This window comes from Metabacillus sp. SLBN-84 (genome assembly GCF_053629595.1).
This window is the reverse complement of the sequence record NZ_JBRJIP010000001.1, coordinates 2859603-2884065: the sequence shown is the minus strand read 5'-3', so window position 1 is coordinate 2884065 and position 24463 is coordinate 2859603. Positions and strand designations below refer to the sequence as shown.

General features: G+C 44.9%; 23 protein-coding genes and 1 pseudogene. 18 read left to right on the top strand and 6 right to left on the bottom strand.

The features are described 5' to 3' along the window. Window positions 1-31: 31 nt before the first annotated feature. The 3 genes and pseudogenes from RKD52_RS14740 to RKD52_RS14730 all read left to right on the top strand — a co-directional run bounded on the left by RKD52_RS14740 (window position 32) and on the right by RKD52_RS14730 (window position 3355). Window positions 32-1242 (top strand): annotated as a pseudogene (locus RKD52_RS14740) (exo-beta-N-acetylmuramidase NamZ family protein). Between the two features lie 952 nt (window positions 1243-2194). Next, the gene (locus RKD52_RS14735) at window positions 2195-2716 is read left to right on the top strand and encodes a GNAT family N-acetyltransferase (protein ID WP_454100273.1); all 522 of its coding nucleotides are present in this window, start codon (window positions 2195-2197) and stop codon (window positions 2714-2716) included. Window positions 2717-2749: 33 nt separating this feature from the next. After that, complete coding sequence (locus RKD52_RS14730; protein WP_454100272.1) at window positions 2750-3355, top strand: chorismate mutase; 606 nt, start codon at window positions 2750-2752, stop codon at window positions 3353-3355. Window positions 3356-3643: 288 nt separating this feature from the next. Here the strand turns inward: RKD52_RS14730 and RKD52_RS14725 are convergent, their stop codons facing one another. Continuing rightward, the gene (locus RKD52_RS14725) at window positions 3644-4273 is read right to left on the bottom strand and encodes a YitT family protein (RefSeq protein ID WP_454100271.1); all 630 of its coding nucleotides are present in this window, start codon (window positions 4271-4273) and stop codon (window positions 3644-3646) included. Window positions 4274-4510: 237 nt separating this feature from the next. Here RKD52_RS14725 and RKD52_RS14720 point away from each other — a divergent pair, with 237 nt between their 5' ends. Next, a complete protein-coding gene (locus RKD52_RS14720) occupies window positions 4511-5371 on the top strand; it encodes an STAS domain-containing protein (protein ID WP_454100270.1) in 861 nt (286 codons plus the stop codon). 30 nt (window positions 5372-5401) lie between these two features. Here the strand turns inward: RKD52_RS14720 and RKD52_RS14715 are convergent, their stop codons facing one another. Next, entirely contained in the window at window positions 5402-6223 is an 822-nt protein-coding gene (locus RKD52_RS14715) for a glycerophosphodiester phosphodiesterase (RefSeq protein ID WP_454100269.1), read from the bottom strand. Between the two features lie 127 nt (window positions 6224-6350). On the opposite strand from RKD52_RS14715, the gene RKD52_RS14710 reads away from it, so the two are divergent. The 5 genes from RKD52_RS14710 to RKD52_RS14690 all read left to right on the top strand — a co-directional run bounded on the left by RKD52_RS14710 (window position 6351) and on the right by RKD52_RS14690 (window position 10069). Beyond that, window positions 6351-7043 (top strand): response regulator transcription factor, encoded by a 693-nt coding sequence (locus RKD52_RS14710; protein ID WP_454100268.1) that lies wholly within the window; start codon window positions 6351-6353, stop codon window positions 7041-7043. Beyond that, window positions 7040-8398, top strand: a complete 1359-nt coding sequence (locus RKD52_RS14705) for an ATP-binding protein (protein WP_454100267.1) — start codon at window positions 7040-7042, stop codon at window positions 8396-8398. Before RKD52_RS14710 ends, RKD52_RS14705 begins: the two co-directional genes overlap by 4 nt. A 54-nt stretch (window positions 8399-8452) precedes the next feature. Further along, on the top strand, window positions 8453-9142 hold the full coding sequence (locus tag RKD52_RS14700; RefSeq protein WP_454100266.1) for a PepSY domain-containing protein: 690 nt from the start codon (window positions 8453-8455) through the stop codon (window positions 9140-9142). A gap of 155 nt (window positions 9143-9297) precedes the next feature. Beyond that, on the top strand, window positions 9298-9843 hold the full coding sequence (locus RKD52_RS14695) for a PepSY domain-containing protein (RefSeq protein WP_454100265.1): 546 nt from the start codon (window positions 9298-9300) through the stop codon (window positions 9841-9843). A 133-nt stretch (window positions 9844-9976) separates the two neighbouring features. Next, complete coding sequence (locus tag RKD52_RS14690; protein ID WP_369732663.1) at window positions 9977-10069, top strand: YjcZ family sporulation protein; 93 nt, start codon at window positions 9977-9979, stop codon at window positions 10067-10069. A gap of 283 nt (window positions 10070-10352) precedes the next feature. Here the strand turns inward: RKD52_RS14690 and RKD52_RS14685 are convergent, their stop codons facing one another. Together RKD52_RS14685 and RKD52_RS14680 are read right to left on the bottom strand one after the other, a co-directional pair. Next, window positions 10353-11873, bottom strand: coding sequence for a flotillin family protein (locus RKD52_RS14685; RefSeq protein WP_454100264.1), 1521 nt, complete (start codon window positions 11871-11873; stop codon window positions 10353-10355). A gap of 11 nt (window positions 11874-11884) precedes the next feature. Next, window positions 11885-12421 carry a hypothetical protein gene (locus RKD52_RS14680; protein WP_454101235.1) on the bottom strand — a complete coding sequence of 179 codons (537 nt, stop codon included), beginning with the start codon at window positions 12419-12421 and terminating at the stop codon, window positions 11885-11887. Between the two features lie 139 nt (window positions 12422-12560). On the opposite strand from RKD52_RS14680, the gene RKD52_RS14675 reads away from it, so the two are divergent. The 4 genes from RKD52_RS14675 to RKD52_RS14660 all read left to right on the top strand — a co-directional run bounded on the left by RKD52_RS14675 (window position 12561) and on the right by RKD52_RS14660 (window position 17085). Next, entirely contained in the window at window positions 12561-13637 is a 1077-nt protein-coding gene (locus RKD52_RS14675) for a CdaR family transcriptional regulator (RefSeq protein ID WP_454100263.1), read from the top strand. Window positions 13638-13759: 122 nt separating this feature from the next. Then, a complete protein-coding gene (locus tag RKD52_RS14670) occupies window positions 13760-15028 on the top strand; it encodes a GntP family permease (protein WP_454100262.1) in 1269 nt (422 codons plus the stop codon). A 12-nt stretch (window positions 15029-15040) separates the two neighbouring features. Then, window positions 15041-16174 (top strand): glycerate kinase, encoded by a 1134-nt coding sequence (locus RKD52_RS14665; protein WP_454100261.1) that lies wholly within the window; start codon window positions 15041-15043, stop codon window positions 16172-16174. A 185-nt stretch (window positions 16175-16359) separates the two neighbouring features. Further along, window positions 16360-17085: a Bax inhibitor-1/YccA family protein gene (locus RKD52_RS14660; RefSeq protein WP_454100260.1), complete on the top strand. Its 726-nt coding sequence runs from the start codon at window positions 16360-16362 to the stop codon at window positions 17083-17085. 33 nt (window positions 17086-17118) lie between these two features. On the opposite strand, the gene RKD52_RS14655 is transcribed toward RKD52_RS14660, so the two are convergent. Both RKD52_RS14655 and RKD52_RS14650 read right to left on the bottom strand, forming a co-directional pair. Continuing rightward, a complete protein-coding gene (locus RKD52_RS14655) occupies window positions 17119-18444 on the bottom strand; it encodes a DUF4179 domain-containing protein (protein WP_454100259.1) in 1326 nt (441 codons plus the stop codon). After that, the gene (locus RKD52_RS14650; protein ID WP_454100258.1) at window positions 18437-18958 is read right to left on the bottom strand and encodes an RNA polymerase sigma factor; all 522 of its coding nucleotides are present in this window, start codon (window positions 18956-18958) and stop codon (window positions 18437-18439) included. Before RKD52_RS14650 ends, RKD52_RS14655 begins: the two co-directional genes overlap by 8 nt. Window positions 18959-19351: 393 nt before the next feature. On the opposite strand from RKD52_RS14650, the gene RKD52_RS14645 reads away from it, so the two are divergent. The 5 genes from RKD52_RS14645 (at window position 19352) to RKD52_RS14625 (ending at window position 24435) form a co-directional block, all read left to right on the top strand. After that, window positions 19352-20440, top strand: a complete 1089-nt coding sequence (locus RKD52_RS14645; protein WP_454100257.1) for a Gfo/Idh/MocA family protein — start codon at window positions 19352-19354, stop codon at window positions 20438-20440. A 57-nt stretch (window positions 20441-20497) separates the two neighbouring features. Next, complete coding sequence (locus RKD52_RS14640) at window positions 20498-21520, top strand: Gfo/Idh/MocA family protein (RefSeq protein WP_029565411.1); 1023 nt, start codon at window positions 20498-20500, stop codon at window positions 21518-21520. A 19-nt stretch (window positions 21521-21539) separates the two neighbouring features. Then, window positions 21540-22298, top strand: a complete 759-nt coding sequence (locus tag RKD52_RS14635; RefSeq protein WP_454100256.1) for a sugar phosphate isomerase/epimerase family protein — start codon at window positions 21540-21542, stop codon at window positions 22296-22298. Between the two features lie 14 nt (window positions 22299-22312). Beyond that, on the top strand, window positions 22313-23281 hold the full coding sequence (locus tag RKD52_RS14630) for a sugar phosphate isomerase/epimerase family protein (RefSeq protein ID WP_282033321.1): 969 nt from the start codon (window positions 22313-22315) through the stop codon (window positions 23279-23281). Between the two features lie 158 nt (window positions 23282-23439). After that, complete coding sequence (locus tag RKD52_RS14625) at window positions 23440-24435, top strand: LacI family DNA-binding transcriptional regulator (RefSeq protein ID WP_454100255.1); 996 nt, start codon at window positions 23440-23442, stop codon at window positions 24433-24435. Window positions 24436-24463: the final 28 nt, after the last annotated feature.

Sequence of the window (24463 nt, the reverse complement as noted above, 5' to 3'; positions counted from 1 at the left end):
GAAACGAATACTTGTGCTCATAACGGTACTGATGCTTGCACTCAGTGCGTGGCCGGCTGATAAAGATGTTTCTGCCCATAAAGAGAAAAAGAAAAACCTAAAGTCACACCGGGTGTTGAAGTATTGCTGAAGGATGAGAAAGAACTTCTTAAAGGTAAAAAAGTCGGGCTGATTACAAATCCGACGGGAATTGATTCAAAACTGAACAGCATCGTTGACCAGCTGCATAACGATCCTGAAATCGAACTTACGGCCCTTTTCGGCCCTGAGCACGGCGTCCGCGGAGATGCTCAGGCCGGATCGTACGTCGAGTTTTACATTGATGAAAAAACAGGGCTGCCTGTTTACAGCCTGTATGGAGCGACGAAAAAACCGACTCCTGAAATGCTCGAGAACGTAGAGATTCTTCTTTTTGACATCCAGGATGTCGGAACGCGCTACTACACATACATTTACACAATGGCTTATGCCATGGAAGCAGCAAAAGAAAACAACATTCCGATAGTCGTGCTCGACCGCCCGAATCCGCAGGGAGGGGACAGTGTCGACGGACCTGTCCTTGAACCTGAAGCTTCGTCCTTTATCGGACTTTACCCGATTCCGACCAAGCACGGCATGACGGTTGGAGAGCTTGCTTCTCTCTTTAATGAAGAATTCAACATTGGAGCCGATCTCACAGTCGTGAAAATGAAAGGCTGGAAACGCTCCATGGATTATGATGACACGGGCCTTCCGTTTGTTCTGCCTTCGCCAAACATGCCGACTGTCTCTACAGCATTTGTCTATCCTGCAACAGGTCTGATTGAAGGAACAAACCTGTCTGAAGGACGCGGTACTACAAAACCGTTTGAGCTGATTGGAGCACCATTCATTAACAGCACAGACCTTGCTGCGGAGCTGAACGCACTCAGCCTGCCGGGCGTGAAATTCCGGGCTGCATCATTTACACCGATGTTCTCTAAACATGCAGGCAAACTCAGCCACGGAATAGAAGTCTATGTGACCGACAGAGAAGAATTTGATGCTGTGCCAACCGGCCTGCACATCATCAAAACCGTCCATGACATGTATCCGGAAGATTTTCAGTTCTTGTCAAACAATTTCTTCGACAAGCTGATCGGCAACACATGGACAAGACCGATGATACTTGAAGGAGCAGCTGTCTCTGATATCACAGGCAAATACAAAAAAGACCTTGATGCATTCAAAAAAGTACGAAAAGAATATTTGATTTATAAGTAAGCACAAAAAGGATGGAATCTTCGGATTTCATCTTTTTTGTTGCCCTCCAGCATTTAAAACGGTTAGGGAGGGTAAGCAAAAGCCGGAATCGTACCCAGCAAGAGCGAAAAACCGGTTAGGGAGGGTAAGCAAAAGCCGGAATCGTACCCAGCAAGAGCGAAAAACCGGTTAGGGAGGGTAAGCAAAAGCTGGAATCATACCCTGCAAAACCGTAAAACGATTTGAGAGGGTAATCAACAGAGTGAATCGTACCCTGCAAAACCGTAAAACGATCTGGGAGGGTAATCAACAGAGTGAATCGTACCCAGCAAGAGCGAAAAACCGGTTAGGGAGGGTAAGCAAAAGTGTGAATCGTACCCAGCAAGAGCGAAAAACCGGTTAGGGAGGGTAAGCAAAAGTGTGAATCGTACCCAGCAAGAGCGAAAAACCGGTTAGGGAGGGTAAGCAAAAGTGTGAATCGTACCCAGCAAGAGCGAAAAACCGGTTAGGGAGGGTAAGCAAAAGTGTGAATCGTACCCAGCAAGAGCGAAAAACCGGTTAGGGAGGGTAAGCAAAAGCCGGAATCGTACCCTGCAAAACCGTAAAACGATCTGGGGGGGTAAGCAACAGCGTGAATCCTACGTGTGAAAGCACATTCTGTTTAAACTCCGATTCAGCTGCAATCCAAATAAATAACAACAGGATGCAGGATATATATGGAATACAGAGAATGTTTTAGATAAGTAAATGATGTTCCTCTTCAACGGTGCTGAAAGCGAGACTTATTATAAGCAATCAGGTAAATAGGAAGGCAGTGCAGCAACCATATCGCGAAAGAAAGAAAAAGAAGGCAGCATAAAATAAGGAAATGCTCAGGGGCAGCCGCGGTTCTTTCCATCTTCTTGCTTTTTGCTTTTTATTTTTTCATCAGTATCTCGTATGGTAGCAAGAATAAATTGGAAAAGCGGTGGACATGTTGATTGAAACGAAGAGGTGTCGGGCGTCCCGAATCCGGATAGCAGATATAGAAGAAGTAAAACAGCTCTATTTAAACGCGGAAGTGCGCAAATATCTTGGAGGAGTGCGCGATGAAGAGTCGCTTGCACCAATGATTGAAGCTGTAAAGGTCGCAGAAGGCCAGCTGCCTTATTGGGTTGTAAGGGAAAAAATGACGCAGCAGTTCATGGGTACTGTCTCTCTTGATGTTCACCATGAAGGCGTGCATACCGAAATCTCCTATCAGTTCCTGCCGAAATGGTGGGGAGCGGGGTATGCTTCTGAAATAGTCCGTGCCGTGATAACGTATGCTTTCGAAGAGATGAATCTTCCGGTGATCCTTGCTGAAACGCAGACAGCCAATCTGGCATCTTGCAAAATGCTTGAGAAGATCGGCATGAAGCTTGAACGCAAACTGCTGCGCTTTGGGGCACAGCAGTCGCTGTATGCTTTGGAGTCATGCAGCCAAAAGGAAAATCCGAGGATATTATATAAGTAGGCGGACAATTATTAATAAGGCGGTGGGATACATTTGAAAAGACTTCAAAATAATAGTTCCGACCATTACTATTTTGAAAATATCCAGCAGATAGATGAACGAATATGCCAGTTGCTTATTGAAAGAAGGAAAGCTGCCAACAAGAATCCGGTATTTCCTCCACAGGAGATGATTTCTTCATGGGCAAAACAATATGATATATATGAAGATTTGTTGGAAGCTTTGTTCGGTTTGCTGAGAAATGAAGATGAATGCCGCCCTCCGGTAGTGCCTCAAGGTTTTATTAAAAACGTCCAAGTATTAAAAACTGCCGAAAAAGGAGAGTTTTTATATACAATTCCATTTATCAGGCAATATGAAAATGCCAGTGTTGTCTCTTTTCAAATTGACTGGGAATTGACGAGCATGGAGATGGAAGAACGCATGCATATGCATAGATACTGGGAGTTGTATATTGATGAAGCATATGACTGCCGTATAAAAGGCGGAGGCGGATCAGACGGACATCTCGCTTATCAGTTTACAGTTTCCCCTCCATTGCCTGATGATCTTTCAGGAACTACCTTTAAATTTAAAGAATACAGCGAGCCGTATACAGGAGTTCCCGCAAACTCAATTATCGAATTTAACTTGGAGTAAAATGACAGCCGCTCCTGGAAATTTTATTGAAAGCTGTGCATTGAATGTAGTCCAACCTTCTTAGACATATACTAATATATCCTTTGATAGGAGGTAGGAGTAATTCGGTGAATAGTGAAGATGAAAAAACAAAGGTGAGGAACGATGCCTGGAACCGGACCTTTTACGGGAGTCCGACAATAGGGGGGTTCATAGTCTTTGGGAGCATTGCTGGAGTTATTATTTATCAGTGGCTGTTTGGATGAACAAAAAAGGAATCGGAATAAAACCCGGTTCCTTTTTTGTTTTTCACGCTGTTGCCGAAACGCTGTTCTCTTCTGCTTCAGCATGACCGCTTTCACGCTCAAGCGGAGCTTTTTTATGGTATCTTCCAAGAATTGCCGTCATGACGAAGATGGCAATGGCTGAGTAGACAATTTGCAGGGGACCGAAAACAAGCAGCGCTGATCCGACGATCATCAGGTCGGTGATAAGCATCGTTCTGCCTGGGTTAAATCCAAATTTCTTCTCGAGAAAAATACAGAGAATGTTCATGCCGCCAAGTGACGACCCGTTTCTGAATAAGAAGATCAGACCGATTCCGATGGAGATTCCTCCAAGTATGGCTGCGATGGCAGGGTGAGGAAAATGGACAATGAATGATTGCTGCAGAAATTCTGAGGTGATGGACAAGATGCTGACGCTGATAAACGTCCTTAGGGTAAAGGCTATGCCCAGCTGTGTGACGGCAAGTGCATAAAAAGGCAAGTTAATGACAAAAAACAGAGTTCCAAATGAGTAAGCTGTAAGGTGCTGTGCTATGATTCCCATCCCTGCAGTTCCGCCGATGACAAGCTCTGAGGATGAAAGCAGGTGAACGCCGAGCGACACGGCAAAACAGCCGGTGATGATGCTGATCCAGCGAATAACAATGTGCATGCTTTCCGTACGACTCCTTCTATAGATGATAAAATTCATTATACATGAAGATATCCGAAAACCATTTGTTATTGAAAAATGGAAATGTTATGAAAATTGATTGGTTAACTGCACGCACACGGGCCTGATAAATAGTCAAAAATCATGTTTGATTGGTTAATGCAATGGGTATTGGTTATAGGTTATGTGGGACGGGCACAAACAAACGACGACCTTCAGAAGGGCTGGTGAACAGAAGTGACAGACACGCTTTTAGGTTTGAGCAAGCCGATTAAGAAATTTTCAAATTTTGTTGAAGCTTCTGAAAGCATTCTTCAAATGATGAGCAAGTTCATTGAAATTAACACCTTATTTATTGCAAAAAATGATCAGCAGCATAATGAAATTGTGAAGGTTTTGAATCAGGATTCAGTACTCCTCGAGGAGGGCTCTGAGCTTCCATTCAGGGAAACATTCTGCAAGCTGAGCGTCGATCAGGGGAGAGAGGTTCTGATTATTCCCGATTTGGCAGGCAGCAGCTTGACGAAAGATCTGGATGTGACGAAAGATTTAGGCGGAGGATGTTTTATCGGTATTCCGATTTACTATGAAAACGGAGAGAATTACGGAACAATATGCGGACTCGATACAAGGTCTTTTCCTTTTACAGATAAGCATGTTGAGCTCTTTGAAACGATGGCAACCCTGCTTTCGTATGTACTTGAGCTTGACCGGGCGAACAAAGAGATCATTCACTTGTCAGCTCCGATTGTCCCGATCACCAAAGGGGTGGCTATTCTTCCGATCATTGGTGATATCAGCGAATACCGTGCAGAAAAGATTATACATACGGCACTTACCTCAAGTGCAGATTTGTCATTAAGCTACCTGATCATCGACTTATCAGGGATTCTTCAAATAAATGACGATGTGAGCTTTCATTTGCTTAACCTTGTCAGAATGCTTGAGCTGATCGGGGTGACACCTGCCCTGACAGGGATTCGGCCGGATCTTGCGATGAAGGCTGTTCAGCTGAATCTTGATTTGGATAATGTCCTGATTGGAGGAGATGTCGAGGGGGTTTTAAGTCATATCGGCTTTTCTCTGAACCGCAAATAAGTGTAACTTTAAAAGCATGAAGCCGCGGCTTCATGCTTTTGCTGGTTTTATATAATCCGGAAAATCGGTTGTAATGCCGTCCAGATCAAGCTGAAGAAACGCATTTGCAGATCTTCTGTCACGTATGGTGTAGGGAATGATTTTCATGTCATGTGCGTGAATACGGGAAATCAGCTTCTTTGTCACCAGACGTTTGTTTGGATTTACATAGTTTGCATATTTTTTGAACGCTCCCAGCTGAGCATTTGATATGCCCTTTGGTGTGAATTTTACAAGTACGCCAATTGGAACAGTTGGCGCGATATCATGGAACAGTTTCATTGAATTTGTATCAAACGACTGAACGATGATTTTGGGTTCCCGGTTTTCAATGAGCCCCCTGCTTGCAAGGGCGTCATAGACTTTCTGCTCAATTCCTGGATAAAGGGCAGGGCTTTTGAGTTCAATCAGCAATCCGCATTTTTGAGGATACCGGTCGAGAACTTCATCAAACGTTGGGATGCGCTCTCCTGCAAAAACGGGATCAAACCAGCTCCCTGCATCCAGAGCCTGAAGTTCCTGGCTGGTCAAGTCGCGTACATTGCCTTTGCCGTTTGTTGTCCGCTCGACAGAATCGTCGTGAATCACCATCAGTCTTCCGTCTTTGCTCAGCTGGAGATCAATTTCGATAAAGTCGGCTTTCATGTCCATCGCCTTGTCAAAGGATGCCAGGGTGTTCTCGGGTGCATATCCCGAAGCTCCCCTGTGGGCAATTGTCAGCATTGATTTTGCTTGCCCGCGGTGTGAAGTCTTTTTTATGAAATAAATAACTGCCAGTAAAATGACTGCAGCAGCAATCACAATTGTTTCCATAAATCTGTCCCTCCCGTTCAAGCTTGTCTTTTTATAGTACCCCAGTTTAGGAATGTTTGCCAGCTGGACGGTAAGAGTTATCATGGAACTGTGATATACTGCAAGTAAAAAATACAGGGGAGTTAGTATGGAAAAAATTCTGGTCGTGGAAGATGAAGTGAAAATTGCGCGTGTTCTGAAGCTTGAGCTGGAATTTGAAGGGTACAGCGTCCATTCTGTACATGACGGCCTTGAAGCGCTCGAGGAAATCCGTTCTTCTTCATGGGACTGCATCCTTCTTGATGTCATGCTGCCCGGGGTTACTGGTTTAGAAGTGCTGAGACGGCTCAGGGCACAGGATGGACAAACACCGGTAATTCTTTTGACAGCCCGTGATACCCTGCCGGATAAAGTGAGCGGACTTGATCAGGGAGCAAATGATTATATAACAAAGCCTTTTCAGATTGAAGAACTCCTTGCAAGGATCAGAGTGTGCCTTCGTGCAGCGAAGCCTGCAAATGTTCTGAAGGAAGCAGGAATTCTAAAGGCGGGAAATCTTATGGTGAACATAAAAACGAGGGACGTAACACGAGGTGATGACTCAATTGAATTAACGCCGCGTGAATTCGATCTTCTTGTGTACTTGCTTTCACATAAAAATCAGGTTCTAAACAGGGAGCAGATTCTAAACGCAGTGTGGGGATTTGATTACTACGGCGACACAAATGTTGTTGATGTGTACATACGTTATCTGAGGAAGAAAATCGACAGCAGCTATCATCAGCCTCTCATCCACACTTCAAGAGGAGTCGGGTATTCCATCAAGGAGCCTGCAGAATGAAAATCAGCCATAAAATCCAGCTTTTTTCAACGGTATGGATGCTGATTATTGTCCTTGGCATTCATGCGGCCATCTATTTTCTTTTTTTAACAATCACTCTTGATCGCGAGGTTGAACGAACCGAGAATCAGGCTCATGCCGTTGCAGCAGCCTTGAAGGAAGAAGACGGCAGAACGATGAACACAACGAATCTTTTAAGAGCGTATTTACCGGCAGATGGAATGATCCGAATCATTGACGAGTCGTCCAGGCAGCTTGCCACTGTTTCTAAAAAAGGAGAATACCGTTCAGATTTTGATCCGGATTACTCAGCTTCTGAAATAAGCGGCACTGTCAAATCCGGTGGTGATACCTTCTCCAGGGCGGCCATTCCTCTCATCTGGACGGACGGAGAAGTTGTCCAGCTTGAGGTGACAGAAAACCTCAAGCATGTTGATGAAGATATGGACCGGCTGAAGGTTGTCCTTGCTCTGGCTTCGCTTTTTATGCTGCTGCCGATCTTTGCAGCTGGCAGCACATTAAGCAGAATCATCCTGAAACCCATCCACACGCTAATACAAACGATGGAAGAAATTCAAAAGAAAGAAACGTTTAAAAAAATTGAGACAAACAGCGGTTCAAAAAAAGATGAACTTCATCAAATGACCGAAACGTTCAATAAAATGATCGGGCTGATTCAGACGAATTTTGAAAAACAGCAGCAGTTTGTGTCTGATGCAAGTCATGAACTGAAGACTCCCCTGACTGTCATTGAAAGCTACGCTAACCTGCTGAAACGATGGGGCTCTAAAAAGCCCGAAGTGCTTGAAGAAGCAGTAGAAGCCATTTATTCCGAAGCGGTAAGAATGAAAGAGATGACAGCGCAGCTCCTCCTGCTTGCAGAAAATGATGCACACATGCAGGCTGAAACGAAAAGGACAGATGCAGCAGCTCTATGCCGACAAACAGGGAAAAGCCTGGAACAGGTGTATCAAAGAAGAGTGGTCTATCACTTTTTCAAGCAGGAAGTGATGGTGTCTGCAGATGAGTTAAAGCTAAAACAGCTGCTGTTTATCTTATTTGATAATGCCTTTAAATACAGTGAAGAAGAAATTGAATGCACAATAGATCTAACGGGGGACATGATTCATTTGTGCATCAGAGACCGCGGGATCGGCATCCCAAAAGAAGATCTTCCTTTTGTTTTTGACCGGTTTTTCAGAGTGGATAAAGCACGTACAAGGGGAACTGGAGGAACTGGCCTTGGCCTGTCGATTGCCCGGAAAATTGTCACCGCACATGACGGTGAGATCCGCGTTGACAGTTCAGAAGGACAGGGGACAGAAGTTCATGTGTATTTGCCTGCTTTCTCATGAAGTTTTAATGTTTGCGGGTTATGCTGAACGTATATTCACATAAGGGGGGAGCTCATGCCAAACAAGTGGACGGTGCTGATAATTTTGGTTCTTTTAGCAGGTGCAGCATCACTGGCTGTTTTTGTTTTTTTCAAGGATGAGCCTCTCACTGAAGCAGAGGCAAGAGCCCTTGTTAACAGCCAGTACTCTGGAACAATCACTTCACTCGAAGAGTCACGAGCAGACGGAGAGCATCTTTTCATTGCCGAACTTGAGGAAAAGGGAGCCTTGTACTCGCTGTCCGTAGATGCTGAGGCCGGAAAAATTATGGAACTGAAAAAAATGAAAGATCTTGATGAGAAAAGAAGCGTTTCTGTTACAAAGACAGAAGCGAAAAAAATCGCTGAGGAGCACTATCAAGGAAAGATAGAATCATTGTCCTACGTTGAATCGGAGCAGGCATACAGCATCCGGCTTGTAACCGGCAAGGATGAAATTTCGCTGAAGATGGATGCGTCCAGCGGGAAGATACTATCTGAAGACCGGAAAACCATAGGTTCAAACAATCCGAAGGTGAAGCTGACAGAAGAACAGGCGATTGAAATTGCAAGGAAAGAAGCAAAGGGTGAGGTTGGTGATCTTGACCTTGAAGAAGAGGACGGCAGGCTTTATTACGAGATTGAAATTGAAAATGGCGAGAATGAGACAACCGTTCATGTCGATGCTTTTACAGGCGCTGTCCTTTCCGTATCTGTTGAAGATTAAAAGTGAACCTTTTGTGCGCAAAAGGTTCTTTTTTATCGCTAATATGAATTTACACCAGAACCTAATCAATTTCTCATCAATTTCTAATCTTTCTCTCTCTTGTTTTTCATTTTTCAGATGTAGGATAAATGTATACAAATCAAGGAGGAATTCAGATGAAAAAAACAGCAGCTATTCTAACTGGGGCATTACTTGTCGGAGGAATTGGCATAGGTTCACAGTTTATCACGCCTGGAGATAAAGCACAGGCTGAAAAAACAGCAGAAGAACAAAACTTGAAAATCAGCTATGAAAAAGCAAAAGAAATCGTTCTGAAGGAGAAAAAAGGCAGTATTTCAGAGATGGAGCTTGAGCAGGGGGCAGAAGGATGGGTTTATGAAGCCGAAGTGAAGTCAAAAGGAAAAGAATACGATTTTACCATTAACGCCGATACCGGTGAAGTGACAGAAAGGCATGAGGATAGTGACAGCAGCGATGACGCCAAGGTAAATCAGGATAGGGTTAAAGTGACGATGGAAGAGGCGAAAAAAATCGCTTTAAAAGAAGTGAAAGGCGAGGTCACTGAAGCGGAGCTTGAAAGTGATGACGGCCAGGCTGTCTACAAGTTTGAGATCATGGCAGAAGACGGCAAAGAAGCTGAAATAGAAATTTCCGCTGAAAGCGGAGAAACGGTAAAAACGGAATGGGAAGATGAAGACTAATACAAGTTCCCTTAAGTGCCCTAAGGGCGTTTGAGGGATTTTCTCAAATCTCCACTCTTGTCCTATATCAATCTCTATCATTCTACATATTTTGATAAGGAAAGTGAATAAGAGGTGAAATGGAGGAAGAGACATGTCTGAAGGACGCGGTTATGGAAATGGCTTTGCGCTAGTGGTTGTATTGTTTATTCTTTTGATCATTGTTGGAGCTTCATACTTTAACTAAACTGAACATGATAAAGAGGAGCTGCTGATGAGTAGATCAGCAGCTTCTTTTTATGTTTTCTGACAGGCGGCAGCTTCGGTGCGGGGGATTTCCATTGCATATAAAGGCAATTGCTGATTTTTGGCGGAATTTGTTAAAAATGGACAAATTCCACATAGCAATCTCCTGTACGCTGAATAGGATATGCTATGAGAAGATATTTTTTCTCATAAGCCTCATGTTTGTAAGACACCTCTTCCTGCTTGCGCATGCCGACACCGGCATGCGCTTTTTTTCGCTGAAATTATTCAGCTTGATCTGCCTCTTTTTGTCTTAATGAAAGCTGATCGATGCTTTGTCTGATATTCCCTTTGCCGGAGTAGTTTTCTATCAGTTCTTTCATATCAATGCCGGATGATGCCTTCAGTGTTTCCTGCAGTGAGCTCATGAGATTTGTAGCATAGCCTGTGATTTTATTTGCTCCGCTGTTTTCTCCGCCGCCTCCAGTGTCCACGACAGTAATTTTATCAATATTGGATAGGGGAGCAGCTACTTGCTTGGCATATTCAGGAAGCATTTTCACGATCATATCGAGTACGGCTGCCTTGCCGTATTGTTCAAAGGCTTCTGCAATTTTTTCCTTAGCTTCAGCTTCTGCAAGTCCTTTGAGGCGGATGATTTCAGCTTCTGTTTCCCCTTGAGCACGTTCAGCTTCAGCCTTTGCGAGACCGTCCATGCGGATTCGTTCAGCTTCTGCTCTTGCAAGTGCCTCAATGCGGTATTGATTTGCGTCTGCATCTGCAAGCTGTTTCGCTTTTTCTGCTGCAGCGGCTTGTTCTACTGAATAACGGTCAGCGTCTGCTTTTTTCTTTACTTCAGAATCGTATTGAAGCTCGCGGCGCAGGATTTCTCTTTCTTCAAGCTCGATCTGCTTCTGGCGTTCAATGATTTTGACCTGCATTTCCTGTTCAGTGACCTTCTGTCTTGCTTTTGCGGCTTCAAGATCATAGGCTTGGTCAGCGTTTGCTTTAGCAGTATCCTGGTCTCTTCTGTACTCTGCCATTTTCAGCTGATTCATTTTTTCAGCTTCTGCAATTTCTGTTGCTCTCTCAAGCTCTGATTTTTTTGCTTCTTTTGCTGCCTCAGCACGTTTAATGCGCGTTTCTTTCTCGGCTTCCGCTGTTGCAATATCTGCGTCCCGCTTTACCTGTGCGATACGGGGCTTTCCAAGCGAATCGAGATACCCGTTTTTGTCCCGGACATCTTTAATGGTAAAGGAGACAATGACAAGACCCATTTTTGCCAGGTCTTGAGAAGCTACCCGCTGTACTTCCTGTGAAAACTTCTCCCTGTTTTTGTAGATTTCCTCTACCGTCATAGAGCCAAGAATGGAGCGCAGATGCCCTTCAAGAACTTCACGAGCCTCCTGCTCTCTGTCTGTTTTTGATTTCCCGAGAAATTGTTCGGCAGCGGTTGCGATCTCGCTGATAGAACCTCCGATTTTAATAATGGCTGTGCCGTCTGCCATGACCGGAACGCCTTGTTCTGTATACACTTCCGGAGTTGATACATCAAGCTTGCTTGACAGGAGGCTCAGCGGTTCAGCCTGCTGAAAGACAGGCAGTACGAACGTTCCTCCTCCGCGTACAATTTTAATTTTATTGCTGTTTTCATCCATGTGGACATTTTTGCTGCCCAGATAGCTTCCCGTCACGATCAATGCTTCATCAGGTCCTGCAGTACGGTACTTGGCAACAAAAACTGCAAGCAGAGCGATTAGGACAAATAGAGCAATTCCAGCAATGACAATGATAGTAGTTAACATAAAAATTCCTCCTAAAGAGTTTCTTCGAATGGCTGATAGGGTGCTACATAGACGATGCTGTTTTTGCTTTCAATCACCAGTATTTTCGTGCCTCCTGCAATTGGTGTATGATCAAAGCTTGAGGCCGTTTTTGAAATGGACCCCACGCTGCTTGTAAGCAGCACTTCTCCAAAGCCGTCTGCAGGAATAGATGTAATGACCTGTCCTGTTCGGCCTTTTAAATCCGATTCATGATAAGAAAGAGACTCTTCTGCAGATGACAAAGGCACGAGGACGAAAAAATGAAGAAGAGCAACAAGGACACAGGATGCCATAACGGAAAGAACAGCAGATAATATGGAAGAGAAAATGCCGGTTACTTCAAAGATGTATCCGCCCGCACAAAAGAATGTGATAAAAGCGAGAACAAGTGTGGGACTGAAAAAAGGGACGGCTTCGCTGATTCCTTCAAAGATGTCTCCGAAAAAGACGAAGATAAGAGTCAGAACACCGGCAATAATGAGTCCTGCAAGGTAAATGGCCTCAATAGTATGAACTGAAATGGTGATCACCCCCTGACCGTTTTAAACTGCGGAAGAAAAGGAATAGGCCTTCAATCAGTAATACGCTCCACTTGACAGAAAGTTTCATTAATTTCGAATAATGGAGCTGTGGTAAGATAAATCAAAAATCAGCAGGTGACAGACAATGAATGAAAAACTCGCAAACGAAATCGTATCAAGGACAATGTCCATCATTCCATATAACATCAATGTCATGGACAAAGACGGCACAATCATTGGTTCAGGAGATAGAAAAAGGCTTGGGGACATACATACCGGTGCAATAAGTGTCATTCAAACCGGTAAAAAAGCCGTTGTGTCAGAAGAAGACGGCAAGAAACGGATGAAAAAAGGAGTAAACCTGCCAATCTATTTTCATCATGAATTAATTGGAGTCATTGGCATTACCGGAGATCCGGATGTTGTAGGACCGCTTGGAGAACTTGTGAAAATGGCGGCAGAACTGACCATTGAGCAGGCTTATTTGTCAGATCAAATACGTTGGAATGAAACGTTGAGGCAGGAAACACTGATCCAGCTGATAAAAGGGAAAATAATCGACAGGAGAGAATTTGCACAGCGTGCCCAAAGGCTGAGGATTAATCTGGACATTGAAAGGCAGGCAATTGTCTTTGTTCTAAAAGAGGATATGAATTTAAAGAAGCGGAATCTCTTCTTAAAACAGCTTGAAGACGCTGCAGATGGCTTGATTGTCATTCCGGGTGCTGCGGAAATTGTCCTTCTTAAAGACTGCCGCTCAAGTCAAAGCCCTGCATTTTTAATGAAAATGGCGGAACTTTCGCAGCAGTACGCGCATAGAGGGGCAGCGGGGTACGTTTATAAGGGGTTTAACGGTCCTGCCCTGTCGTATGAAAGTGCAAAGGATGCCCTAGCTTCAGGAGGAGCGCGAGAAGGTTCGTTTATTCAGTATAAAGAAATGGCGCTGCCTGTATTAATTCGCAGGGGATATGACAGACAAAAGGATGTTTACTTACAGGATATTAAGAACGCTTTTGATGAAATGGACAAAAACGGTGAGCTACTTGACACTCTGCGATTATTTTTCAATCAGAACGGAGATATGAACCATACAGCAGAAGAGCTGTTTATTCATCGAAATACACTGAGATACAGGCTTGATAAAATAGAAGAATCGACCTCTCTGAATCCAAGGAAAATGAAAGATTTACTGACGCTGTATACGGCTTTGCTGGTTGTCTGATTGTGCATATGCACAAAAAAGAGGCACTGGCAGGCCGTCTTTTTTTGTCTGTATGGACAATGATTTCACAAAAGTAAGCGGTTACAATGAAAGGAGCAAAAAGAGAGAAGGAGGAAATCACGATGGATATTCAAGTAAGCGCTTTCGGAGCGTTATGCGCACTCATTGCAGCCATTTTTCTCATTCTGAAAAAAGTTCCTCCCGCGTATGGAATGATGGCAGGAGCTCTTATTGGGGGGCTTCTGGGCGGAGTGAATCTGACAGAAACCGTTGAGCTGATGATTGCGGGAGCAAAAGATATTACCCCCGCGGTTCTTAGAATTCTGGCTGCAGGAGTACTGGCTGGAGTACTGATTGAATCAGGATCTGCCTCGGTGATTGCTGATACAATTATAAAAAAAATCGGAGAGAAGCGTTCGCTTCTTGCTCTGGTCTTATCAACCATGCTGCTTACTATGGTTGGTGTGTTCGTGGATGTGGCCGTCATTACAGTGGCACCGATTGCCCTGGCCATCGCATTTAAAGCGAAGCTGTCAAAGCCTGCGATACTCCTTGCCATGATCGGAGGAGGCAAAGCGGGAAATATTATGTCGCCGAATCCGAATACGATAGCAGCTTCTGATGCGTTTAATGTTCCTTTAACATCGGTCATGGCGGCAGGTGCCATTCCTGCCATTTTCGGTGTTGCCGTCACATATGTGCTTGCTAAGAGAATGGTGAGAAAAGGCGAGCAGATCAAGTCGGAAGAAATCATTTCAAATGATGGAGGCAGCCTTCCATCATTTGCGGCAGCTGTCAGCGGGCCGGCTGCAGCAATTCTGCTTCTTTCCCTGCGGCCTGCCTTTGATATAGCCATAGACCCGATTATTGCATTGCCTGCAGGGGGGCTGATCGGTGCAATTGCTACAAAAAATATGACGCGTTTAACAGAGTTTGCAGCATCCGGGTTACTGAAAATGTCAGGTGTTGCGATCATGCTGATTGGAACCGGTACACTGGCAGGCATCATCGCAAATTCCGGTCTGAAAGATGTCATTGTTGCAGGGCTCAATGCTTCCGGTCTGCCTGCCTATATTTTGGCGCCTGCCTCCGGGATCTTAATGTCAGCAGCAACAGCCTCTACAACAGCAGGAACAGCTGTTGCAAGCAGTGTGTTTGCTCCGGCGATTTTGGAGATTGGAATACCTGCACTTGCAGGTGCGGCTATGGTTCATGCGGGCGCAACAGTACTTGATCACCTTCCGCACGGAAGCTTCTTCCATGCAACAGGAGGCAGTGTGTTTATGGGAATGAAGGAGAGAATGAAGCTTATTCCTTATGAATCACTTGTCGGGCTGACACTTGCGGTGATTTCTACCCTGATCTTTGGTGTATTTAAACTGTTTGGATAGGAGATGTTCGAGATGAAGATTGTCATCGCACCTGATTCTTTTAAAGAAAGCATGACGGCCCTTGAAGTATGCGAAGCGGCTGAAAGAGGTCTTAAACAGACGTTTCCCGGGGCGGAAATTGTAAAAGTGCCTGTTGCAGACGGCGGAGAGGGGACTGTGCAGGCGCTTGTTGATGCCACGAACGGCACGATGACGAAACTGTCTGTCACGGGGCCGCTTGGCCATCCTGCAGATGCGGAGTACGGCTGGCTTGGTGACGGAAAAACGGCAGTTATCGAAATGGCATCTGCCTCCGGCCTGCATTTAGTGCCGGCGGAACGGAGAAACCCTCTTATAACGACAACGGCAGGTACTGGAGAGCTGATCAGGGATGCGGTCAAAAAGGGAGCTGAGCATATCATCATCGGCATCGGCGGCAGTGCAACAAATGACGGCGGAATGGGGATGGCAAGAGCACTCGGAGTTCTCTTTCTGGATAATCAGAAAAAGGAAATCGGACATGGCGGAGGGTCATTGGCGGAGCTTGCGGAAATTGATGTTTCCGGCTTAATGCCTGAACTTTCAAAAGTGAAAATAGAAGTAGCGTGCGATGTGGACAATCCTTTGACAGGGCCAAATGGTGCATCTGCCATATTCGGCCCGCAAAAGGGGGCAACGGCCGAATCGGTTGCTGTACTTGACCGCAATCTTGCCCATTTCGCATCCCTTTTAAAACAGACAACCGGGGCAGATGTGGCGCAAACAAAGGGAGCTGGCGCTGCCGGAGGGCTGGGAGCGGGACTGATGGCCTTCTTAAACGCTGAACTTAAAAGTGGAGTGGATATTGTATTAACTGCAGTGAATCTTAAACAGCACATATCAGATGCAGACCTTGTCATCACAGGGGAAGGCAGAATTGACGGCCAGACCATCCATGGCAAGACTCCTGCGGGCGTATCAAGGCTTGCGAAGGAACACGGAATTCCTGTAATAGCTCTTACCGGTTCAATTGGAGAAGGATATGAATCTGTTTATGAAGCTGGGATTGGATCTGTATTTTCTATTGTGCCAGGCATAGTCACACTCGAAGAAGCGCTGAGAAAGGGTTCTCAGTATGTAGAGCAAACAATGGCAAATATCGGGCACATTCTGAAGCTGAAGCATTAAGGAGACCGCATGCGGTCTCCTTGTTTTTGTGATGGAACACCTCTAAGACCCCTTGAAGAACTTTGCGGCAGAAGATTTTCATAATAAGAGATCATTGCGATATAATGAAACTAGTAAGCTGCGTTCACTGTGAAACTTTTTCCGCATCTGTACGTACTACAAGTTGAGAAAAAGGAGTTGATCTTATGAGAACATCTAATCCTGCTTTGAAAGCTTTTGCAAAACGGGAAGGTTCTTACTCCAGCCAGCCGATGACGCTGATGGGTGCCATTAATAAATCGTTTCTGCTGCTCTTTATTTTAATAACGGCCGCAGGAGCTGCCTGGTATTACAGTGCACAGGGGCAGGACGTATCTGCCATCATGATCGGAGGGGCAATCGGCGGGTTTGTCATTGCACTGATTGTAAGCTTTGTTCCGAAAACAGCGCCGGTGCTCGCGCCCGTGTATGCGGTCCTTGAAGGAATGTTTGTAGGTGGCATCTCAGCCTATTACGCATCCCTCTATGAAGGTATCGTGATGCAGGCGGTCCTTTTGACGGCAAGTGTGTTTTTAGCTTTGCTGCTGGCTTATCGCTTCAGACTGATTAAAGTGACGCGCAACTTCAGGCTGGGTGTGTTTGCCGCAACCTTTGGCATTTTAATTATGTATTTGCTGTCGTTTATTCTTGGGTTTTTCGGTGTAGCCATTCCGTTTTTGCATGATGCAAGTCCGATTGGAATCCTCATTTCGGTTGCAATCGTGATTGTCGCATCTCTAAACCTTGTTTTGGATTTTGATTTTATTGAAAATGGGTCGAATGCAGGGCTTCCTAAGCACATGGAATGGTATGCAGGCTTTGCACTTCTGGTCACGCTTGTCTGGCTGTACCTGGAGATATTGCGCCTGCTTGCAAAACTGCGCCGCAACTAAACAGGAATGCCCGCTCATCTGAGCGGGCATTCTTTATTGTATTTTGATTTTTGTTTTTTCTTTTAGAAAGCCTGGGTAGTCGATAAACTTCATAGTCAGGGGGCCGCTGCCTGCTTTTCGGCGGTCAAATCGAACAGAGAACCGTTTCTTGCTGTCTCCAAAGTCCTCATTGTAAGAGTGGACATAGACGCTTTTTCCATTAGCATCAGTCACGTCATTAATCAGCATGCTGGACATTTCTCTATCTTCGGTATAGGTGAAGGAAACTTCATTTTCAGAAACTTCTATAAGGCTGAAAACATTGTCTTGCGGCTGTTTAACTACTGTTTTTTTGACAGGATCGATGATAACTTCCAGATCATTTTTACTCACTCCCCGTATCCTGCTGAATTCCAGATACAGCTCTTTAGGTGTTTCAAAGTAATTGCTCTCCAGATAAATCACATCTTCTGTGGCGCTGACTTCCGTTCCCACTAAGCCATTTTGGAAAAGAGACCACGGCTCGCCTTTTTCATCTGTAAGCCTGATATCATCGAAGGCGAATAGCTCCATCGTATTCTCTTGATCATATTCCACATAAAGGGCTGCAGAAAGTGGGGTAATTTCAAGTTTTCTGAAAGTGATCTTCTGGTTTTCTACTGAAACGGTTTTGTCCAGCTCAATCTCTCTCATCTTTTCCTTCACTAAATCCTGATCCAGTTTAAACTCGAATTGAAACGTATCTTCTTGAGCTCTTGACAGAGGTCTTTGTGTCTTCACAACAATGTTCAGCTTGAAATCCTCATGGTTCATTGGTTCAGCAAAGTCGTAGTCAATCGACGAATGTTCGCTTTCATTATGCGCGATCGTTTCATCGGTATGGCCGTAACTAAACATCGCATTTTCGTTAAGATTGTTTGTTCCGGATGTTAGTTTGACATTCTCCAATCCGACATCAGCTTTTTCTGACTTGTTTTGAACTGTATAGAAGATACGGAGCTTTCTCTGGTCGACAATGGCCGAGTTCAGGGTGATTACTATGCCGTTTTTCTCATCAGATACACCGATTTCCTGTACAAAATCATTTTCGGCGGCAGACATTAACCCTTTATTGTATCTGATGATTTCGACTACATGTTCCATGCCCGGGATTGAACTGACATAGGAAGCAAATGCTGGAGAAACTCTGACTAAGGTGATAAACGTAAAAATGAATAATGAAGCAGCTATAGCGGCCCATTTTAATGAATACGGCCTTTTTTCCGTTTTCGCTTTCTGATATCCGGCCATGATGGCATCATCGAGTTCGTCAAAAGGAACGGCAATCATGTCTGTTTTCGTCCTGATCTGCTTCAGCTTATATTCTTCCTTTTCAAACATGACCATCACCTCCGTTTTCTTCCAGCTGCTGTCTAAGCAGGGCAAGCGCTTTTTTCAGTCTTGTTTTAACAGTGCTTTCCGGACAGTTTAACTGTTCGGCTATTTCTATTATTTTCAGATCCTGGAAATATTTCATGACGATGACAATCTGATATTTTTCACTGAGGCTGCTTAGCGCCTCCTGAATTTCCACGGAATGCAGGGAATCTGCAACCGTACCCGATGAGGCAAGCTTTTCGTCAAGCTTCACTTTCCTTTGACGCTTCAGCTGATCATGGCAGTAGTTCATCATGATTCGGATCAGGTATGTTGTAAAATAAGACGGCTCCTTCACTTTTTTGAGTGATTTATACGCACGGTACGTTACTTCCTGAACAGCTTCAATCGCATCGTTTTCATTTTTCAAATACAAATAGGCGGTCCGGTAAAGCTGTTCTTTATGCTGTTTCATTACGAGCAGAAAGGCCCGGTCATCGCCCCTGATCGCTGCCTTGGCGAGAGTGGGATCTGTCAATGGGGATTCCTCCTTGATGGGGTCATATATCCTGTTTATAAAAAAAGCAAGTTTGTCATGAACCTAGTTTTGTGTGAAAGCTTTTTCCTCTTTATTCATTAGACTTCAAACGTCTGAAAAAGTTTTCAATTTTCATTCTTTTTTTAGCTTACAAGAAAACGATTGTGAGAGATAAATATTTTTTAATTTTTTGTTTGATTAAAAGCGCTTTCATGTTAAAATGGGTTTGTCGAAACGTTTCACATTGATTTAGAAGAACAGGAATAAGGGATTTATACATAAATGCCCCATATCTTGTGAAACGTTTCAAATCACTTATAAATACGGCAGCGGCTTAAGCACGCTTCCAGAACGGGTCCTGACAATGGGCCGGAATGAACCCGGAGGTGGACAATGAGTACGATTGTTCGAGTTGGAATTATCGGGTGCGGAGGAATTGCAACCGGCAAGCATATGCCTGCTCTCGCACGCCTGAAGAATGTTCAGATGGTGGCATTCTTTGATCTTGTGGAAGAAAGAGCCATCGAAGCAAAAATGCAGTTTGGTTCAGAGATGGCTGAACATTACACAGATTATAAGGAATTGCTTGCAAATCCGGGTATTGATGTCGTTCATGTCTGCACACCGAATGATTCCCATTCAGATATTTCAATTGCAGCCCTTGAGGCAGGCAAGCATGTTATGTGTGAAAAGCCGATGGCAACATCAGCTGCAGAAGCGAAAAGAATGCTTGAAACAGCGAAGCGCACAGGCAAAAAGCTGTCTGTTGCTTATCAGAACCGCTACCGCTCAGACAGCCTTCACCTGAAAAATCTCTGCGAAGAAGGGGAGCTTGGCGATATTTATTTTGCGAAGGCCCATGCAGTCAGAAGACGTGCAGTGCCGACTTGGGGAGTGTTCCTTGATAAGGAGAAACAGGGAGGCGGACCGCTGATTGACATCGGCACTCATGCCCTGGATCTGACACTTTGGATGATGGATAATTATGAGCCGAAAATGGTTGTCGGAACAGCTTTTCATAAGCTTGGACCTAAGGAAAATGCGGCAAACCTCTGGGGACCATGGGATCCTGAAAAGTTTCAGGTGGAAGATTCGGCGTTTGCCTATATTACGATGCAAAATGGCGCAACCATTTTCCTCGAATCAAGCTGGGCATTGAATACCGTTAATATCGGTGAAAGCAAGTGCACGCTGATGGGAACAGAAGGCGGAGCGGATATGGACAGCGGTCTCCGCATTAACGGAGAGCGCCGCGGAAAGCTTTATACGACAAACGTTGATCTGGATGAATCCGGAGCATCTGTTGTGGACGGAAAACTCGAAAGCGAAGCAGATATTGAAGCGCGGCTTTGGATTGAAGCAATTGTCGAAGACAAAGATCCAGTTGTAAAGCCTGAACAGGCCCTGATTGTAACGGAAATTTTGGAAGCGATTTATAAATCGTCCGAAACCGGCGAACCAGTATACTTTGAGAAAAAATAAGAGATTTCTGCAGCAGGAATCGATTTCATCTTTTTAACTACTAGGAGGAAAAGAAACATGAAAACGTTAAAAATCGGAATTATCGGATGCGGAAGCATTTCAAAACACAGACATCTGCCTGAATGGGCTGGAAACAAATTTGCTGAGATCGTTGCTGTCTGCGACATTAACGAAGACCGTGCAAACCTTACTGCACAGCAGTACAATGCAAAAGCATTTACAGATTACAGAGAGCTTCTTGCCCTTGAAGAGATCGACGCTGTAAGCGTTTGTACTCCGAATGCCCTGCATGCGCCAATGTCAATTGATGCGCTGAATGCAGGCAAGCATGTTCTTTGTGAAAAGCCGATGGCTACTTCAAAAGAAGAAGCAGAAGCAATGATTCAAGCCGCTGAAAAAAACAACCGCAAGCTTATGATCGGTCACAACCAGCGTTTTGTGCCTTCTCATGAGAAAGCAAGAGAACTGATCAAAAACGGAGATATCGGAAAAGTATTTTCTTTCCGCACAGCATTTGGCCACGGCGGTCCGGAAGGCTGGAGTGCTGATGGACGCGACAGCTGGTTCTTCAAGAAAGAAGATGCGTTTATCGGCGCAATGGGAGACCTTGGTGTTCATAAAGCTGATTTAATGCGCTACATTCTTGGCGAAGAAGTGACAGAAGTAGCAGCATTTGTAGATACGGTAGCAAAAGAGGGAGCAGACGTTGATGATAACGCTGTCTGCGTGGTTAAAACAGAAAGCGGCATCATGGGAACGCTTGCTGCAAGCTGGTCATACAGCAGGGAAGATAATGCGACGGTTATCTATGGTGAAAAAGGAGTGCTTCGTTTAGAAGATCACCCTCAATTCTCTTTAATCGCACAATATACGACTGGTGAAGTAGTAAACTACGAGCTTGGCAAAATTCAGTCAAATGATGAAGGCGGACAAACCTCATCTAAAGTGATTGATAAATTTGTCGACAGCATCATCGGCAATACAGTGCCAGCAGTATCAGGGGAAGAAGGCTACAAATCTCTGAAAATCGTACTTGGTGCATTAGAGTCGAACGAAACGAAAACGATTGTAAAACTATAATCATAAGGGGGATTATGTCATGACGAAAAAAGGACTTCAGCTCTATACAATCAGAACGCTGCTCGAAAAGGATTTTTTCGGCACATTAAAACAAGTTGCCGAGTGCGGGTACGAAGGGGTGCAGTTTGCAGGCTATTACGACACGCCGGCAGACCGTCTGAAAGAGGCATTAAACGAGTATGGACTGAAGGCAGCGGGGAGTCATGTGCCTTATGAACAAGTGACAGGGGACGGGCTCAGCCAAGTCATTTCCTACAATAAAGAAATCGGCAATGATTTAATTATTGTTCCTTATTTAACAGAAGAGCAGCGCACGGACCTTGATGCATATAAACACGTTGCGCAGGAACTGAACAAAGCAGGAGAAGTGATTAAACAGCAGGGCCTGCAGCTTGCGTACCATAACCACGATTTTGAATTTCATTCATTTGGAGAGCAGACGCCATTTGACGTCCTGCTTCAGGAAACAGACCGCAATCTGGTCAAATTTGAGCTTGACTGTTACTGGGTGACTTATGCCGGCTATGACCCGCTTTCCCTGATTAAAGAACAGCGGGACCGTGTTGCAAGCCTCCATATTAAAGATATGAAAGAAACAAACGGTGTTAAGCACAGCACAGTCATTGGCGAAGGAACCCTTGATATGAAAGGCCTGCTGACTCTTGGAAAAGACCTTGAACTGCCATGGTTCATTGCTGAGCAGGAGCATTTTGAAGGCGAGTTAATGGAAGCCGTTGCGCTTAATTCGAAAAAAATGGACGAACTATTAAAAGCATAGAAAGGAAGATCAAGATGAAACTAGGAGTATTCACGGTTTTATTTTCAGATAAAAACCTCGATGAAATGCTGGATTATGTGAAAGCATCAGGTGTGGAAGCTGTTGAGATTGGAACAGGCTGCTATCCTGGAAATGCACATTGTTCTTTAGAAGAGCTTCTTGGCAACAAGGAAAAGCAAAATGAGTATTTGGAGAAAGTTACTTCACGCGGACTGACAATCAGCGCATTCAGCTGCCACGGAAATCCGATTTCACCTGACTCGGCTTTTGCTGCTGAGTCTCATGAAACACTTGTCAAAACGATCAAGCTTGCAAACGAAATGAACGTTCCGGTTGTCAACTGCTTTTCAGGTACTGCAGGTGACCACGAAAATGCTAAATATCCAAACTGGCCGGTTGCCCCTTGGCCGAACGAATATGGCGACATTCTGAAGTGGCAATGGGAGCAAAAGCTGATTCCTTACTGGAAGGAAGTCGGCGAGCTTGCTCAAAGCCTGAACGTGAAAATCGGATTAGAGCTTCACGGAGGGTTCCTGGTTCACACTCCTTACACGCTGCTGAAATTGCGCGAGGAAACATGTGAAGCCATCGGTGCCAACCTTGATCCAAGTCACTTATGGTGGCAGGGAATTGATCCTGTAGGAGCGATTAAAATCCTTGGAAAAGCGGGAGCGATTCATCATTTCCACGCTAAAGATACGTATCTTGACCAGGACAACATCAACATGTATGGTCTGACAGACATGCAGCCATACGGAGAAATCCAGTCCAGAGCATGGAATTTCCGTTCAGTCGGCTGCGGCCACAGCATGCAGGAGTGGTCAGATATGATCAGTGCGCTTAGAACATACGGCTATGACTATGTTGTAAGCATTGAACATGAAGATCCGATCATGTCGATTGAAGAAGGCTTCCAGCGCGCAGTATCAAACTTAAAGAGCGTACTGATTAAAGAACAGCCTGCAAATATGTGGTGGGCATAAGAACTTCTTTATGGGATACACCGTACAGGCGGGTTTGACACCTGCTTGTACGGATTATTTTCAAAGAACCATTTCCTCTCTTTATTCACCCCAAGCATCCCGCGCATAAACTCTGTTCGAGCAATTCAGAAGAAGCCATGAAAGTAAGGTGGAGTAGAATGGCCACAATCAAAGATGTTGCAAAATTGGCCGGTGTTGCTGTTTCCACAGCATCCTATGCATTAAACAATAATTCAAGAGTGAATTCAGAAACGGCAAAACGTGTTCTGGAAGCTGCCAAAACCCTGAACTATCAGAAAAACGGGATAGCCAGGGATTTAAAGCGAAGCAAAACAGAAACAATCGGCATCATTGTCCAGGACCTGTCCGGCCCTTTTTATTCAGAACTGATGAGAGGCGCGCAGGATACCCTCCTCACTCACAAATACGGGCTGATTGCCTGCAGCGCCATCGGCGGAAATGTAACCACTGCGACAAAATTTTTAAGAGAACGAAGAGTGGACGGAGTCATCATTCTTGCTGAAAGCCTTCCGGATGAGCTGATTCTGCAGTCCGTCAGGGAAGATTTTCCGATTATTGTTCTCGACCGGAAGCTTGACAGTGACAGCATCATTCATGTCCTCGTCGATAATTTTTCAGGCGGGTATCAGGCAACGCAGCATCTCATCGACCTTGGCCATAAAGAGCTTGCCTACATTGGGGGACCGTCGCATAACCGGGACAATCAGCTCCGTTTTGAAGGATATAAGCAGGCTCTGAAAGACTCAGGAATTCATCTCCATCCAAGCTGGATTCTTCAAGGCCAGTATACTCGTGAAGGCGGATACTCCGCGGGCAAAATTCTTATGATGCAGGGGAACGCCCCGTCTGCTGTTTTCTGCGCAAATGACGAAATGGCGGTAGGAGCGATTAAAGCCTTTAAGGAAGCGGGTTTAAAAATACCGCATGATCTCTCTATCATTGGATTTGACGACATTGAAATCTCGCAGTATATCTCTCCGCCGCTATCAACCGTTAAGCAGTCCAACTACGAAATTGGGTCTCTCGCGGCCCATTTGATCTATCAGGCGCTGAATGAAGGGATAGAAGGCAGGGATTATCTGCTGCCGACTGAACTTGTGCTGAGAAACTCGACAGCCCTGAGGCAGCTTTAAACAGCATAGCCGGGAGGAGAAATGGTGC

Bases quoted from the DNA above. Each gene is read 5' to 3' on its own strand.
- RKD52_RS14695 (WP_454100265.1), top strand. From the start codon at position 9,298: ATGAAAAAAACAGCAGCTATTCTAACTGGGGCATTACTTGTCGGAGGA.
- RKD52_RS14635 (WP_454100256.1), top strand. From the start codon at position 21,540: ATGACGAAAAAAGGACTTCAGCTCTATACAATCAGAACGCTGCTCGAA.
- RKD52_RS14710 (WP_454100268.1), top strand. From the start codon at position 6,351: ATGGAAAAAATTCTGGTCGTGGAAGATGAAGTGAAAATTGCGCGTGTT.
- RKD52_RS14705 (WP_454100267.1), top strand. From the start codon at position 7,040: ATGAAAATCAGCCATAAAATCCAGCTTTTTTCAACGGTATGGATGCTG.
- RKD52_RS14630 (WP_282033321.1), top strand. From the start codon at position 22,313: ATGAAACTAGGAGTATTCACGGTTTTATTTTCAGATAAAAACCTCGAT.
- RKD52_RS14725 (WP_454100271.1), bottom strand. From the start codon at position 4,273: ATGCACATTGTTATTCGCTGGATCAGCATCATCACCGGCTGTTTTGCC.
- RKD52_RS14715 (WP_454100269.1), bottom strand. From the start codon at position 6,223: ATGGAAACAATTGTGATTGCTGCTGCAGTCATTTTACTGGCAGTTATT.
- RKD52_RS14645 (WP_454100257.1), top strand. From the start codon at position 19,352: ATGAGTACGATTGTTCGAGTTGGAATTATCGGGTGCGGAGGAATTGCA.
- RKD52_RS14735 (WP_454100273.1), top strand. From the start codon at position 2,195: ATGTTGATTGAAACGAAGAGGTGTCGGGCGTCCCGAATCCGGATAGCA.
- RKD52_RS14660 (WP_454100260.1), top strand. From the start codon at position 16,360: ATGAGAACATCTAATCCTGCTTTGAAAGCTTTTGCAAAACGGGAAGGT.
- RKD52_RS14665 (WP_454100261.1), top strand. From the start codon at position 15,041: ATGAAGATTGTCATCGCACCTGATTCTTTTAAAGAAAGCATGACGGCC.
- RKD52_RS14655 (WP_454100259.1), bottom strand. From the start codon at position 18,444: ATGTTTGAAAAGGAAGAATATAAGCTGAAGCAGATCAGGACGAAAACA.
- RKD52_RS14700 (WP_454100266.1), top strand. From the start codon at position 8,453: ATGCCAAACAAGTGGACGGTGCTGATAATTTTGGTTCTTTTAGCAGGT.
- RKD52_RS14625 (WP_454100255.1), top strand. From the start codon at position 23,440: ATGGCCACAATCAAAGATGTTGCAAAATTGGCCGGTGTTGCTGTTTCC.
- RKD52_RS14670 (WP_454100262.1), top strand. From the start codon at position 13,760: ATGGATATTCAAGTAAGCGCTTTCGGAGCGTTATGCGCACTCATTGCA.
- RKD52_RS14675 (WP_454100263.1), top strand. From the start codon at position 12,561: ATGAATGAAAAACTCGCAAACGAAATCGTATCAAGGACAATGTCCATC.
- RKD52_RS14690 (WP_369732663.1), top strand. From the start codon at position 9,977: ATGTCTGAAGGACGCGGTTATGGAAATGGCTTTGCGCTAGTGGTTGTA.
- RKD52_RS14685 (WP_454100264.1), bottom strand. From the start codon at position 11,873: ATGTTAACTACTATCATTGTCATTGCTGGAATTGCTCTATTTGTCCTA.
- RKD52_RS14640 (WP_029565411.1), top strand. From the start codon at position 20,498: ATGAAAACGTTAAAAATCGGAATTATCGGATGCGGAAGCATTTCAAAA.